At 53.0% G+C, this 16865-nt stretch carries 1 protein-coding gene; it reads right to left on the bottom strand.

The window, feature by feature from the left end:
- Positions 1–41: 41 nt before the first annotated feature.
- Positions 42–16610 (bottom strand): non-ribosomal peptide synthase/polyketide synthase, encoded by a 16569-nt coding sequence (locus NST94_RS15110; protein WP_339281037.1) that lies wholly within the window; start codon positions 16608–16610, stop codon positions 42–44.
- Positions 16611–16865: the final 255 nt, after the last annotated feature.

Raw genomic sequence — 16865 nt, 5'->3', positions numbered from 1 at the left:
ATGAATCTGTCATTATTTCTCTCGGAGAATATGCACCTTATTTACACAAACTCCATATCTCCAAACAATTCAAAATCGTTTTCTAATATCTCCGTCTTGATCGTGCCGATTTTTACTGTAGGCTCTGATGCAATACACTTGATTACTTCACAAAAACCAGTAAGCAATCTCCATATGGTTTCTTCATCAAACAATACTCGACTGTATACTACTGCTAGTTGGATTGCATGATCTGCCTCTATAACGTTCAGCGTCAGGTCTAGCTTCGTCGTCGGATGGCTCAGCTCGACCGGACGCACGTCAACGTTCGCCAGATTAAAGCGCGTTTGCTCCATGTTCTGCAGCACCAGCATCGTGTCAAACAGTGGGTTTCGGCTCCTATCACGGTGCACGTTCAGCTTCTCTACCAGTTCCTCGAATGGGTAGTCCTGGTGTTCAAACGCCGCCAGTGTCCGCTCCTTCACCTCATGCACGAAGTCGATAAACCGCTTGTCCCCGGATGGGGCGTTACGCAGTGCCAGCGTGTTCACGAACATCCCAATCATCGGCTCCGTGTCCGCATGCGTCCGCCCCGACACCGCCGTGCCCACTACGATGTCGCTCTGCCCCGTGTACTTGTGCAGCCACACATTATAGGCTGCAAGTAGCACCATGTACAGCGTCGATCCCGTTTCTGCTGTGACTTTCTTCAGCCCTTCGACCACGTCCGCGCTAATCTCCGCATGAACGCGTCCGCCTTCGCTGCTTGGCACCGCCGGACGCGTATGGTCGGTCGGCAGCTCTAGCACTGGCGCTTCCTCCGCATAGGTGGACAGCCAGTACGCCTCGTGCGCTTGCATCCGCTCGACCCCGAGCGTACCTTGCTGCCAAACCGCGTAGTCCTTGTACTGAATCCGCAGCGGCGGCAGCTCCGCGCCGGCATACGCCGCCATGAAGTCCGACACCAAAATGTCCATGGATACGCCGTCCGACACAATATGATGCATGTCCCACAGCAGCCAATAGCGTTCTTCCGCTAGACGCAGCAACTCAACACGCAGCAGCGGCGCCTGATCGAGTGCGAACGGACGCACGAAGTTCCGTGTCAACGCCCGCGCACGCGATTCATCCGTATCCCGGTATACCCATTCAAATGACACATCTTCGTGCACCTGTTGTCTCGGTTCACCGTCTATCCATGTAAACGAGGTGCGCAGTGATTCGTGACGGGCGATGGCCGAGCGAATCGCTTGTTCCAGCCGATCCGCATCCACCTTCCCAACTAGTTCCACGACGCCTGGCATGTTGTAGCGCGTGCTCTCCGGCTCCAGCTCATGCAGCACATACAACCGCCGCTGCGACGACGACAGCGCGTACGAAGCCTGCGGCGCCGCTGGTTCGATTCGGCCGTAGTCGCTTTGATCTACGCTACGTACAGATTTCGCCAACGTCTTCACCGTCGGATGCGCGAACAGCTCCCGGAGTGGCAACTCCACCGACAACTGCTGATGGATACGCGACACCAGCGTCACAGCCTTCAGCGAATGACCACCGCGCTCGAAGAACGAGTCATTGATGCCGATTGCATCCCCGCCCAGCACCTCCGCGAACAACTCCGCCAATTGCGCCTCCAGCGCATCCCGCGGCGCTTCATAGGCTTCGGTGTAAGCCTCCCGATCTGGTGCCGGCAACGCCTTGCGGTCTACCTTGCCGTTGCTGTTCAGTGGCAACTTTTCCAGCTCCACGAAGTGCGACGGGATCATGTAGTCTGGCAGCTGTGCCGACAAATGCGCACGTAGCTCCGGAACAGAAATCGCTTCACCGCTCACGATATACGCGCACAAGTACGCCTGCCCTTGCTCTTCTTCACGGGCAATGACTACCGTTTCGCGGATGTCTGCATGCGCCATGAGCCGCGCCTCGATCTCCCCGCATTCGATCCGGTAACCGCGAATCTTCACCTGGTGGTCGACCCGGCCCAAGTACTCGATGTTGCCGTCCGGCAGCCATTTCGCCAAATCCCCGGTCCGATACATCCTCGTACCCGGCTCAAAGGGGTTGTCTACGAACTTCTCTGCCGTTAGTTCCGGCCGGTTCTGGTAACCACGTGCCAAACCATCGCCTGCGATACACAGCTCACCTGCGAGGCCGATCGGCTGCAATTGCATATTTTCGTTTACAATAAATAATCTTGTATTCGGAATTGGGCTGCCAATCGGAATAATGCTTGGAATCTCTTTCCACTCCTTAGGAGGAGGCGCTAGCCATAGTGAAGCGCATACCGTTGATTCGGTAGGACCATATCCATTCACATATTGAACATGTCTGCTCCATTGATTAACCAAATCATGTGGAGCTTCTGAGCCTGCAGTAATAAGGATTCGCAAGGATGGCAATTGCTCGGGCTGTAAATGCTTCGCATACAGCGGCGGCAGCGTAACGATAGTCGCCTTATATTCATTCATCCATTGAACAAAACAATTTGGATCCAAAATATCTTCCTGGTTGGGTATGCACAGTGTCCCGCCTGTAAGCAAAGCCATACAAATTTCCGATACGGAAGCATCAAACGAAAAACTAGCAAACTGTACAATACGATCTCCAAGACCCATTTCCATTTCGTTCGCATACAACAGAATTAAACTTGCGATACCCTGATGGGGGACCATAACTCCCTTTGGCCTTCCTGTAGATCCCGATGTATAAATGACGTATGCCAACTGGCTAGAAACGCTGTTAATTGGCAAATTGGCAGTAGATTGAACATAAAGGGCTTCATTCTCTAGATCCAGTACATCGATATCAATGGAAATGTTAGTTGTACCAGAATGGGTCGCTAACCATCGCGCTCCACTGTCTTCAAGAATATACCGGATACGCTCAGCTGGTAGCGATGAATCGATTGGCACGTATGCCCCGCCGGCTTTCAGGATACCTAGCACCCCGACAATCATCTCCACAGAGCGATCCATCAGGACCGCCACGATGCGATCCGGGCCCACCCCCTGCTCGCGCAGTGTCCAAGCCAGCTGATTGGCCCGCGCATTCAGCTCCGCATAAGTCAGGTGCCGGTTCTCGTACACAACCGCCACTGCGTTTGGTGTCTTCTCGACTTGGGCCTCAAACAGCCCATGGATCGTCGCTTCTCGCGGATAGTCCGCTGCTGTATCGTTGAATGCATGCAACAATAACTGTTCCTCCTCCGCCGTCACGAGCGATATCGAAGCAATGATTGCTTCTGGCTGCCCTGCGATTTGGGACAATAGCTGTACAAAGTGCGTCAGGCGCCGCTCGACCGTCTCCGCGTTGAACAGCGTGCGGCTGTATTCCAGCAACAACTGAAGTCTTTGCTCCCGTTCCACGACGTTCAGGGTTAAGTCGAACTTCGTCGTCAGATGGTTCAGTTCGACCGGGCGAACCTCAATGTCCGCCAGACCAAAGCGCGTCTGCTCCATATTTTGCAATATCAGCATCGTATCGAACAGCGGGTTGCGGCTCCTATCCCGGCGCACATTCAGCTTCTCTACCAGTTCCTCGAACGGATAGTCCTGATGTTCAAACGCTGCCAGCGTCCGCGCCTTCACCTCGTGCACGAAGTCAATAAACCGCTTCTCCCCGGACGGGGCGTTACGCAGCGCCAGCGTGTTCACGAACATCCCGATCATCGGCTCTGTGTCCGCATGTGTGCGCCCCGACACCGGCGTACCCACCACAATGTCGCTCTGCCCCGTGTACTTGTGCAGCCACACGTTATAGGCTGCAAGCAGCACCATGTAAAGCGTCGCTCCGGTCTCTGCTGCGATTCGTTTAAGGGCCTCTGCAGTCTTGGTGCTCACTTCGGTGTATACCTTTCCGCCCTCGCTGCTTGGCACCGCAGGACGCACTCGGTCGGTCGGCAACTCCAGCACAGGCGCTTCCTCCGCATAGGCGGACAGCCAGTACGCCTCGTGCGCTTCCATCCGCTCAACCTCGAGCGTGCCTTGCTGCCAGACCGCATAGTCCTTGTACTGAATCCGCAGCGGCGGCAGCTCCTCGCCGGCATACGCCGTCATGAAGTCCGACAGCAGGATGTTCATCGATACGCCGTCCGACACAATATGATGCATGTCCCACAGCAGCCAATAACGGTCCTCCGCTAGACGCAGCAGCTCGGCGCGTAGCAGGGGTGCTTGGTCAAGTGCGAACGGACGCACGAAGTTCCGTGTCAACGCCCGCGCATGCGCTTCATCTGTATCTTGGTAAACCCATTCCAACGACACGTCTTCGTGTATCTGTTGTCTCGGTTCACCGTCTATCCATGTAAACGAAGTGCGCAGCGATTCGTGACGGGTGATGACCGAGCGAATCGCTTGCTCCAGTCGACCCGCGTCCACCTTCCCTACCAGTTCCACGACGCCCGGCATGTTGTAGCGCGTGCTCTCCGGCTCCAGCTCATGCAGCACATACAACCGCCGCTGCGCAGACGACAGCGCATACGATGCCTGTGGCTCTGCCGGCTCAATCCGGCCGTAGTTGCTATAATCCATGCTGCGCACATATTCCGCCAACGCCTTCACCGTCGGTCGCGCGAACAGCTCCCGCAGCGGCAACTCCACCGACAGCTGCTGATGAATGCGTGACACCAGCGTCACAGCCTTCAGCGAATGACCACCGCGCTCGAAAAACGAGTCGCCGATGCTGAACGAGCCCGTGCCCAGCACCTCCGCGAACAGCTCCGCCAATTGCGCCTCCAGCGCATCCCGCGGCGCTTCATAGGCTTCTATGCCTGCATTTAAATCCGGCGCAGGCAGCGCCTTACGGTCTACCTTGCCGTTGTTGTTCAGCGGAATGTTCTCCAATTCAACAAAATAGGACGGGATCATATACTCCGGCAAATACCGAGCTAGGTGAGCATGTATTTGAGATGCTGTCAGCGGCATGCTGCATACCAGATAAGCGCATAGATACGCATGCCCTTGCTCATCATTCCGAGACAATACGACCGCTTGGCGGATGTATTCATGCTCTTTCAGACAAACTTCAATCTCCCCACATTCGATGCGATACCCACGGATCTTGACTTGATGATCCATTCGACCCATATAGATAAGGTTGCCATCCGGCTGCCACCTTGCCAAATCCCCAGTCCGATACATCAGCGTACCCGGATCGAACGGGTTATCTACATATTTTTCCGTAGTCAGTTCAGGCTGATTAATATAACCGCGTCCCACGCCATCGCCTGCTATACAAAGCTCTCCCGCTACGCCAATGGGTTGCAATTGGCCGTTTGGATCTACGACGTAGAACCGCATATTGGCGTTGGGACTTCCGATCGTCACTGTTTTATCTGCGGTGACGTCTCGCAGCATCGACCAGACCGTCGTTTCTGTCGGCCCATACATGTTATATATCGCCGCAGAAGACCGTGATTGCAATTGATTCAGTAGATCCTCTGTCAGCGCTTCTCCGCCAACCATAATGTCGCTCACGCTCTCCAACCAAGAATCGGAACCAACAGCCAATAGCGTATGAAGTCTAGATGGTGTGGCCTGCAGCATGGCGATCCGATGTCGCTTAATCAGTTCCGTTAATTGCTGCGGATCCCTCTGCTGATCCTTGGTCGCGACAATGATGCGCATGCCCCGGGTTAACGCCAGTAACGTTTCAACAACCGAGATGTCGAAAGACAACGTGGCCGCGAATAGAATCGATTTGGTCGGCACGAACGCAATTCTCGTTGTCATGCCAAACAGAAAATTGACGGCGGAGCGATGCTCGATCATTACGCCTTTGGGCTGGCCGGTCGTCCCCGATGTGTAAAGCACATAAGCCAAATGGTGTGGCATCACTGTAATGGCAGGGTTCGTTTCAAGCCGATCTCCGATTTCGGTATCCTCAAAATCCAGAATGCATCCTTGAAACGCATACGTTTCTGAACCGTGATGACGCAGCAGTACACTTGCGCCGCTGTCCTTAAGCATGGACCGAATGCGTTCAAACGGCAAAATCGGATCGATTGGCAAATATGCACCGCCGGCCTTCAATATCGCCAATAGGCCAATGATCATTTCCAATGAACGCTCAGCAGCAATTCCGATAACCGTATCCGCTTGAACACCTTTGTCATGCAGCGTCCAAGCCAGCTGATTGGCCCGCGCATTCAGCTCCGCATATGTCAATTGCTTGTAGCCGCATATAACCGCCACTGCATTCGGCGTCTTTTCGACTTGCGCCTCGAACAGCTCATGGATCGTCGCTTCCCGTGGATAGTCCGCCGCCGTGTCATTGAACGCGTGCAGCAGTTGCTTCTCCTCCGGCGTAACGAGCGATATCGATGCAACCGACCGCTGCTTGTCCTCCAAAATTTGCTGCGCAATTTCTTTGATATGCCCCTCCATGCGCTGGATGAATGCCGAATCATAGACCTTGGTGTTATATCGGAATGCCATCCACAACGATTCGCCAGGAACTAGCACGGCTGTTAGGTCATAGTTCGCCTGCTCAAATACATCTAAGTCACGGATCGCAAACGCTGCTTCATCCGTCTCGTCCACTTGCCCAATCGCTTCGGCAATCGGGTAGTTCTCGAACACCAAAATATGGTCGATCAAACCCGTCTTCAGTGGGCTCAGCCCTTGAATCTCGTACAATGGATAATGGCTGTGCGATTCCGATGCCAAAGCCGCATCCTGCACCTGCTGCAGCAGTGCCGTTACGCGCTGGTCCGGCGTACAGTTAATCCGAACCGGCGTCGTATTGATAAACAGACCGATCATCCGCTCAATACCCGCTACCTCCGATGGTCTGCCCGATACGACCGCTCCGAATATCACATCCTCGCTTTGGTTATACTTTTGCAGCAGCAGCCCCCAAATTGTTTGAATCACTGTATTCAGCGTCACCTGCGTCTGGCGCGCCAACTGCTCCAACTGCCGGGTCATCCCTCGATCCAGATGGAACGCGTACTCCCGCTGCTCGAATCCCGCATGCCCTACTTTCCCCGCGCTTCTTGGCACACTCGCCTGTTGCTCGTAGTTCGCCAAGTACTGGCTCCAATACTGGCGCGCCGCTTCCCGGTCTTGCTTGTTCAGCCATGCCATGTATCGGCTAAATGGATTCACTGGCTCCAACTCAATCGGCCGATTCGTCTGCAGCCCGCGATAAATCGCCAGGAGTTCCTGCATCAGAATGCTCGTACACCAACCGTCCATAAGGATGTGATGGAAGCTCCAGATCACATGCTGACATCTGTCCTCCCCATTGACGATCGTCACGCGCATCAGCGCATCTTCACTCAGATCGAAGACGCTTTGCCGGTCTTCTCGCTTGATATGTTCAAGATCTCCCTGATCTCTTACGCGCAGATCGACTGGCCGCTCCTGCAACACAAGCTGCATCGGCCGCCTTACCTGTTCGCTCACGAATGCTGTCCGCAGCATTTCATGCCGTGCCGTTAAACGCCGCAAGCTCTCCTCGAATATCGTAGCGTCGAGCGTCCCTTCGATCCGGAACGTAAACTGCTCGAAATAGGCCGTCGTATCCGGGTCAAGTTGGGCGTGAAACAGCATACCTTCCTGCATTGGTGAAAGCGGATAGATGTCTTGCACCTTGTAGCCGTAGGCCTGCTGCAAGCAGTTCGCTTCCTGCGGCTCCAAATTCGCCAAACGGAAGTCGCTCGCGGTCTTTTCACTGTGCGTCTGCTTGATACAGTGAGTAATCAGCCTGCGAAGCGCCTTCGCATAACGCGTCATCCAGCGTTCCACCGTTTCCTTCTGGTATACCTCCGCCGCATAGTCACATGTAAACACAAGTTCCCCGCCGATCACCATCCCGTTTACGTTCAGCTTGTAGTCTCTTGAATGGTTCGGGTCGATGCTGCGACCAGTCCCGTACGACGACGATTCAAATACGCTGGTGGATACATCCCGGTCGAACTGTCCCAAGTAATTGAAGCAGATCTCCGGGCGAAGGTCGAACTTCAACTCCTGCTTGTGCTCCGCTGCCGTCAAATATTTCAGCACGCCATACCCGAGTCCTTTGTTCGGAACACTTCGAAGCTCTTCTTTCACCGCCTTTATGCTCTCAGTCAGATCCCCGGACGCGCTCAGATCAAGCAGCGTCGGCACGATCGTCGTAAACCAGCCGACCGTGCGGCTGACATCCACAAGTTCCCCGATCTCTTCCCGGCCATGTCCTTCCAGGTCCACGATAAACCGACGCTCGCCGGTCCATTCCTGTAGTGCAAGGCCTAACCCCGTCAGCAGGATATCGTTGATTTCCGTATAGTACGCCCGGTTGGCCTGGTTCAATAGCTGCGTTGTCTCTTCCCGAGAAAGCTTGATCGTTACCGCTCCGCCCGTTCGATACTCTTCCCCAGACCCTTCGTCCGTCGGCAGCACCGCAACCGCTGTCTGCTCAATCCGCTTCCAATATGCGATTTCCCGCAGCAGCTCCTCGCTGTCCGCATAGCGCGCCAGCGCCTTCGACCAAGTCTGGAACGCGTCCGTCTTCTCCGGGAAGCGGATCACTTCGCCTCGCTGCGCCTGCTCATAGCCGGTCTGCAAATCTTCGAACAGGATGCGCCATGACACCCCGTCCACTACTAAATGGTGGATGACGATCAGCAGGTGATCGCCCTCGCCGGTCTTCATCAGCCCAAGACGCAGCAGTGGCCCCTGCTCCAGGTGCAGCCCCCGCTGAAGGCGGTCGGCTTCCGCTGCGATCCGCTCTTCCACGGCCGGTTCACCTCGTAAGTCGATCACGTCCATGCCGAATCTTGCCTCGGCAAGTCCACCGTTCCTCTGTATGATGTCCTGTCCTTCTATTCGATAACTCATCCGCAGCGCATCATGATGCGCTACGATCCGTTCAAACACGCGCCGCAGGACGCCTTCGTCGAATTCATCCTGACGATGCAGCATGACCGCCTGGTTATAATGATGGGGTAGTAGCAGCGACTGTTCGAACAACCGATGCTGGATTGGAGTTAAAGGCACTTTGCCTTCTACCGGACGCTGATCGATCTGCCGCGCAAGCGTCTGCACATGCGGGCTCAGCTCCAGGATCGTCGGATAACGGAACAGATCACGGATCGCCAATTGCAGCTGATGTTGTCGCAGTCGTGCGGCAATCTGAACTGCCTTGATCGAATCCCCGCCCAGCTCGAAGAAGGAATCTTGAACGCCAATCCGGTTGACGTTTAGTACATCTTGCCAAACCGATGCCATCAAGGCTTCTTCGGTTGTCCGCGGGGCTTCGTACCCTTGCAAACCAGTATCCCGATCCGGCGCAGGCAACGCTTTGCGATCCAGCTTACCGTTTACTGTAAGCGGTAGTTTCTCGAGTACTACGAAATAAGGCGGGATCATGTAGTTCGGCAGATGTACGGTCAGATGCGCACGTAGCTCCGGAACGGGAATAGCTTCACCGATCACGATATACGCGCACAAGTACGCCTGCCCTTGCTCCTCTTCCCGGGCAATGACTACCGCTTCGCGGATGTCAGCATGCGCCATGAGCCGCGCCTCGATCTCTCCGCACTCGATCCGGTAGCCGCGAATTTTCACCTGGTGGTCAATCCGGCCCAAGTATTCGAGGTTGCCGTCTGGTAACCATCTCGCCGAATCCCCGGTTCGGTACATCCGCATACCTGACTCAAAAGGGTTATCCACGAACTTCTCTGCCGTCAGCTCTGGCCGATTTAGGTAACCGTACGCCACACCGTCACCACTTACGTACAACTCGCCCGCAGCCCCAATCGGCTGCAGCTGCTGCCATTCGTTGAGAATATAGGTTCGCAGCGTCGGAATCGGCTTGCCGATGTTGCTGATGCCGCTTGCGATCTCCGCCTCTCCAAGCTTTTTGTACGTCACATGCACCGTCGTTTCCGTGATCCCGTACATGTTGATCAAATCCGTATTCGGATACTTCCGGCTCCATTCCCGTAATCGACCCGGCACCAGCGCTTCTCCGCCAAAAATGACGACTCGTACGCTCAGTGTCGCGTCCGGTTCCTGCATTTCCCGTTGTGACAACGCATAAAACGCACTCGGTGTCTGGTTCAACACCGTCACCCGCTCTTGCCGCAGCAGCCACACCATCTGCTCCGGATCCCTCGCCGTCATCATCGGCACGACGACCAGCTTGCCTCCGTAGAGCAGCGCTCCGTACATTTCCCATACCGAGAAGTCGAAGCAATACGAGTGAAATAATGTCCACACATCTCGTTCGTTGAAATCGAACGCCAAGCGGTCGTTGAACAACAGCCGCACAACATTCCGGTGTGCGATCATCGTTCCTTTCGGCTTTCCGGTCGTCCCCGAGGTATAGATCACGTACGCCAAATCCGCCGGCTTCGCCCCCTGCGGCGGGTTCTCTGCTTGTGCCTGTGCTGTTTCGTCGACATATACCCGGCATCCCGTAAACGCAAGCGATGGCATCCGAAACTCGACGTCACGGGTCGTTACCAGCCACTCCGCCCCGCTGTCTGCCAGCGTATAGGCAATTCGCTCGGCCGGATAATCTGGATCGATCGGCAAGTACGCCCCGCCGGCTTTCAGGATACCCAGTACCCCGACGATCATCTCCACAGAGCGATCTATCAGGACCGCTACGATGCGATCCGGTCCCACACCCTGCTCACGCAGCGTCCAAGCCAGCTGATTCGCCCGCGCATTCAGCTCCGCATAAGTCAGTTGCTTATCCTCGTACACGACCGCCACCGCGTTCGGTGTCTTCTCAACTTGGGCCTCGAACAGCCCATGGATCGTCGCTTCCCTTGGATACGCTGCCGCCGTGTCGTTAAACGCGTAGAGCAGCAACTGCTTCTCCTCTGCCGTAACGAGCGATATCGAAGCAATCGGCCGCTGCGCGTCCTCCAGAATTTGCTGCGCAATCTCTTTGATATGCCCCTCCATGCGCTGGATGAATACCGGGTCGTATACCTTGGCGTTATAGCGGAATGTCATCGACAACGCTTCGCCAGGAACTAGCACTACTGTTAGGTCATAGTTCGTTTGCTCGTATACTTCTACATCGCGGATCCCAAACACTGTCTCGTCCACTTGCCCAATCGCTTCGGCAATCGGGTAGTTCTCGAACACCAAAATATGGTCGATCAAACCCGTCTTCAGTGGGCTCAGCCCTTGAATCTCGTACAATGGATAATGGCTGTGTGATTCCGATGCCAAAGCCGCATCCTGCACCTGCTGCAGTAGCGCCGTTACACGCTGGTCCTCCGTACAGTTAATCCGAACCGGCGTCGTATTGATAAACAGACCGATCATCCGCTCAATACCCGCTACCTCCGATGGTCTGCCCGATACGACCGCTCCGAATATCACATCCTCGCTTTGGTTATACTTTTGCAGCAGCAGCCCCCAAATTGTTTGAATCACTGTATTCAGCGTCACCTGCGTCTGGCGCGCCAACTGCTCCAACTGCCGGGTCATCCCTCGATCCAGATGGAACGCGTACTCCCGCTGCTCGAATCCCCCATGCTCTTCTATCCCCGCGCTTCTCGGCACACTCGCCTGTTGCTCGTAGTTCGCCAAGTACTGGCTCCAATACTGGCGCGCCGCTTCCCGGTCTTGCTTGTTCAGCCATGCCATGTAACGGCTAAATGGATTCACTGGCTCCAACTCAATCGGCCGATTTGTCTGCAACCCGCGATAAATCGCCAGGAGTTCCTGCATCAGAATGCTCGTACACCAGCCGTCCATGAGGATGTGATGGAAGCTCCAGATCACATGCTGACATCTGTCCTGCCCATTGACGATCGTCACGCGCATCAGTGCATCTTCACTCAGGTCGAAGCCGCTTTGCTGGTCTTCTCGCTTGATATGTTCAAGATCTCCCTGATCCCTTACGCGCAGATCGACTGGCCGCTCCTGCAACACAAGCTGCATCGGCCGCCTTACCTGTTCGCTCACGAATGCCGTGCGCAGCATTTCATGCCGTGCCGTTAAACGCCGCAAGCTCTCCTCGAATATCGTAGCGTCGAGCGTCCCTTCGATCCGGAACGTAAACTGCTCGAAATAGGCCGTCGCATCCGGGTCAAGCTGGGCGTGAAACAGCATGCCTTCCTGCATTGGAGATAATGGATAGATGTCTTGCACCTTGTAGCCGTAGGCTTGCTGCAAACAGCTCGCTTCCTGCGGCTCCAAATCTACCAAACGGAAATCGCTCACGGTCTTTTCGCTGTACGCCTGTCCGATACAGTGAGCAATCAGTCTGCGAAGCGCTTCTGTATAACGTGCCATCCAGTGTTCTACCGTTTCCTTCCGGTACACCTCCGACGCATAGTCACATGTTAAAACGAGCTCCCCGCCGATCACCATTCCGTTCACGCTCAGCTTGTAATCTCTTGGACGGTTCGGGTCGATACTACGACCAGTCCCGTACGACGACGATTCAAATACGCTGGTGGACACATCCCGGTCGAACTGTCCCAAGTAGTTGAAGCAGATCTCCGGACGAAGGTCGAACTTCAACTCCTGCTTGTGCTCCGCTGCCGTCAAATATTTCAGCAATCCATACCCTAGTCCTTTTTTCGGAACGCTACGAAGCTCTTCTTTCACCGTCTTAATACTGTCGGTCAGATCCCCGGACGCGCTCAGATCAAGCAGCGTCGGCACGATCGTCGTAAACCAGCCGACCGTGCGGCTGACATCCACCGGTTCCCCGATATCTTCCCGGCCATGTCCTTCCAGATCCACGATAAACCGACGCTCGCCGGTCCATTCCTGTAGTGCAAGGCCTAACCCCGTCAGCAGGATATCGTTGATTTCCGTATAGTACGCCCGGTTGGCCTGGTTCAATAGCTGCGTCGTCTCTTCCCGCGACAGCTTGATCGTCACCGCTCCGCCGGTTTCATCGGCTTCCCCGACCCCTTCGTCTATCGGCAATGCCGTAACCGCTGTCTGCTCGATCCACTTCCAATATGCGATTTCCCGCAGCTGCTCCTCGCTGTCCGCATAGCGCGCCAGCGCCTTCGACCAAGTCTGGAACGCGTCCGTCTTCTCCGGGAAGCGGATCATTTCGCCTCGCTGCGCCTGCTCATAGCCGGTCTGCAAATCTTCGAACAGGATGCGCCATGACACTCCGTCCACTACTAAATGGTGGATGACGATCAGCAGGTGATCGCCCTCGGCGGTCTTCATCAGCCCAAGACGCAGCAGTGGCCCCTGCTGCAGGTGCAGCCCCCGCTGCAGGCGATAGGCTTCCGCCGCGATCCGCTCTTCCACGGCTGATTCGCCGCGTAAGTCGATCACGTCCATGCCAAAATTTGACTTGACAAGCCCGCCGTTCCACTGTACGAGACCCTGTTCTTCTATCCGATAGCTCATCCGTAGCGCATCATGATGCGCTACGATCCGTTCAAACACGCGCTGCAGGACGCTTTCGTCGAATCCGTCCCGACGATGCAGCATGACCGCCTGGTTATAATGATGCGGTAGCGGTGACGACTGTTCGAACAACCAATGCTGGATCGGAGTTAGCGGTACTTCGCCTTCTACCGGATGCTGATCGATTTGCCGTGCCAGCGTCTGCACATGCGGGCTCAGCTTCATGATCGTCGGATAACGGAACAGATCACGGATCGCCAATTGCAACTGATGTTGCCGCAGCCGTGCGGCAATCTGAACGGCCTTGATCGAATCTCCACCCAGCTCGAAGAAGGAATCCTGAACGCCAATCCGTTTGACGTTCAGAACATCTTGCCAAACCGATGCCATCAAGGCTTCTTCCGTTGTCCGCGGGGCTTCGTACCCTTGCAAACCAGTATCCCGATCCGGCATAGGTAGCGCTTTGCGATCCAGCTTACCGTTTACTGTAAGCGGTAGTTTCTCGAGCACTACGAAATAGGGTGGGATCATGTAGTCCGGCAGCTGTACGGCCAGATGTGCACGTAGCTCCGGAACCGAAAGCGCTTCACTGCTCACGATATACGCGCACAAGTACGTTTGTCTATGTGAATCCTCTCGTGGGATCACGACTGCTTCACGAACCGATTCATGTGCCGTCAAAATAGCTTCGATCTCCCCACACTCAATCCGATAGCCGCGAATTTTCACCTGATGATCGATTCGGCCTAAAAATTCAATGTTTCCGTCCGGCAGCCATCTCGCCAAATCCCCAGTCCGGTATATTCGCTCGCCAGGTACATACGGATTCTCAACAAACTTCTCCTCCGTTAATTCTGAAAGATTTAAATAACCGCGCGCCAACCCATCTCCACCTAAGCAAAGCTCTCCCTTAACACCTATCGGCTGTAAATTCCCCTGATGATTCAATATATAGGCCGTTGTATTAGAGATTGGTTTACCTATTGGAATGTTATTTTGCTTGACCTGCACAATTGGATAATACATTGAAAAAGTTGTATTTTCTGTCGGACCGTATACGTTTACAATTTTTATGTTTGGATACTTATGGCACATACTTCGGATATGGGTGGGGGAATGAGTCTCGCCACCCGTCAGCAAATATCGCAGTGAAGCAAACGCTCCTGTTTCATACTGATCCAACTGATTAAATAGCGCCGTAGTGAGAAACATAGTTGTAATTCGATCTCTTTTGACACACTCAATCAATGCGGACGGATCCAATATCGTATCCCAAGCGGCCATATGAATCGAATGCCCGTTTAATAAAGCCCCCCATATCTCGAATGTTGAGGCATCAAATACGATAGAACCCGTTTGCAAAATGCGATGTTCTTCCGAAAAATCAATGTAATTGGTATTCCGAACCAGTCTAACGACGCTTCGATGTTCTACCATTACCCCTTTCGGTCTGCCTGTCGATCCAGACGTATAAATCACATAAGCCAAATTGTCGGAGCGCTGAACGTCCGTTTGATTCGCAAAGTTCCTTGGATCGGTTCCCAGATCTCCAAGATCCACTGTTCCGATGTTAATCGGCACTTGTCCCTTCGAACAGGTTGTCGTTACAAGCAATTTCGCACCACTATCCCCAATCATATATCGGATCCGCTCGATTGGCAGTGCGGGATCGATTGGTAAGTACGCCCCGCCGGCTTTTAAAATACCCAGGATTCCAACTATCAGTTCTAAAGACCGTTCAGCCATTATAGCTACTATCGTTTCTGACCCCACACCCTGCTCGCGCAGCTTCCAAGCCAACTGATTCGCCTGTCCGTTCAGCTCCGCATAGGTCAACTTTTGGTCTTCATACACAACCGCCACCGCGTTCGGAGTCTTCTCGACCTGCACCTCGAACAGCCCATGAATCGTCGCTTCCCGCGGATAGTCTGCCGCCGTGTCGTTGAAGTCAACTGTAAGTTGTTCGATACTCTTTTCATCTAATAGACAGATATCTTGAATTTTCAGACTAGGTTCTTGAACAATATCCTGAAGCATTACAGAAAAGGAGTGATAAATGTGCTCTACAATCTCATCCGTATGGTTGGCTTTATAATCAAAATCCAATTCGAATTCGCCATTCAAGGACCAGTCTCTAATAATAAACTGGAAAGGGAAATATTGATGTCCACTATAGACCTCGGTTGCTTCTACAGTTAAACTTTCTAAGTCAGTGACAAGTCTTGTGCCATAATTATTTACAACAACAGAAAATAACTGATCTACTCCCCTTTTCCGTAAATCTAATTCTTGTACTAAATTTTCGTAAGGATATTTTTGATGAAAGTAACATGACACCAGCTCCCGCTGTACTTCTCGGGCAAACGAGTCGAAGCTTTGCATAGTATTTATTTGAATCCGAAGTGGCATCGTACTTGCAAACATACCAATTGCGGATTTTTCTTTCGATCCAGAACGATTGGAAACTGGAGTCCCAATTACTAAATCGTTTTGCCCCGTAGTTCGATGCAAATAGACAAGCATTAACGAGACAAACCAAGCATTTAGTGAAATACCGTTCTCGTTAAGTCTTTCTCTAATCCGATCAGAAAGTTCTTTGCTCAGTGGGAATGATTTCCGTGTTCCAACCGTGTCGCCAGCAACAACTTTAGAAGTTCCCATGATCGTAGGGGACTCAAAATCTTGATAATGACTTAACCAAAATCGCTTGTCTTTTATGTACCGATTAGACTCTAAATATTTTTTTTCACTGTCTGCAAAATCTAAAAAATTACTAGAACCCCCTACTAGATGTTCTTCGCCTTTCGCTAGTTTTTCATAAATCTCAAGTACGTCTCGATGCCATACGTACCCTGACCATCCGTCCGCAATGATATGATGTACCTTGAGAAAATACCCACATTCATCATCACTGATTTTGAACAGGGCAAAGTAATTTAAAGAGCTATTTTCTAATTGATAGGGGATAGCCGCTTGTTGTTGCGCCCAATGTTTAAATGCCTCTTTGGGATTATTAGAAGTACTAAAATCTATTAGCGGCAATGGGGTTTTGCGGTAAGGCACAAGATATTGATATGGTTCACCATCTTGTGTACGTAAGAATCGTAATCCTAAACCCACATGTTTGCTGAGATTAGATTGGATGGCTGATTCAATCCACTCTAAATTCACTTCTCCTCTAAAGACAAAATACAGCGTCAAATTATTGAGCGAAGTATCAGGATAATGCTGCTCCATCATCCAAACCCTCTTCTGCGCGTGCGTTAACGGAAATACAGATTCGCTTCCACTTAAATGTCTCATATAACTTGAGTCTCCCTCATTAATGTGTTGACTCTAAATGAACTAACTGGAAAATAAATTCTAAAATAACATGTAAATAACTGTCATCCTTCTAACCCGTACTTCCAGCGAAAGGTTACAGTATTTTCGTTAAATCCCCATAGACACAGCAAGAGACATTGCCTAAAATCTCCCTTGAACTTAATACAAAATTGGCGAAACACTTGTTTTGTCATCTTTGTAAAAAGGCCTTCAATCACATTGAGCACGAACCAT

Origin of the sequence: Paenibacillus sp. FSL H8-0282 (assembly GCF_037963825.1) — a bacterium.
GTDB lineage: Bacteria > Bacillota > Bacilli > Paenibacillales > Paenibacillaceae > Paenibacillus_AQ > Paenibacillus_AQ odorifer.
The sequence above is the reverse complement of the archived record's forward strand: the minus strand, read 5'-3'. Positions and strand labels throughout refer to the sequence as shown.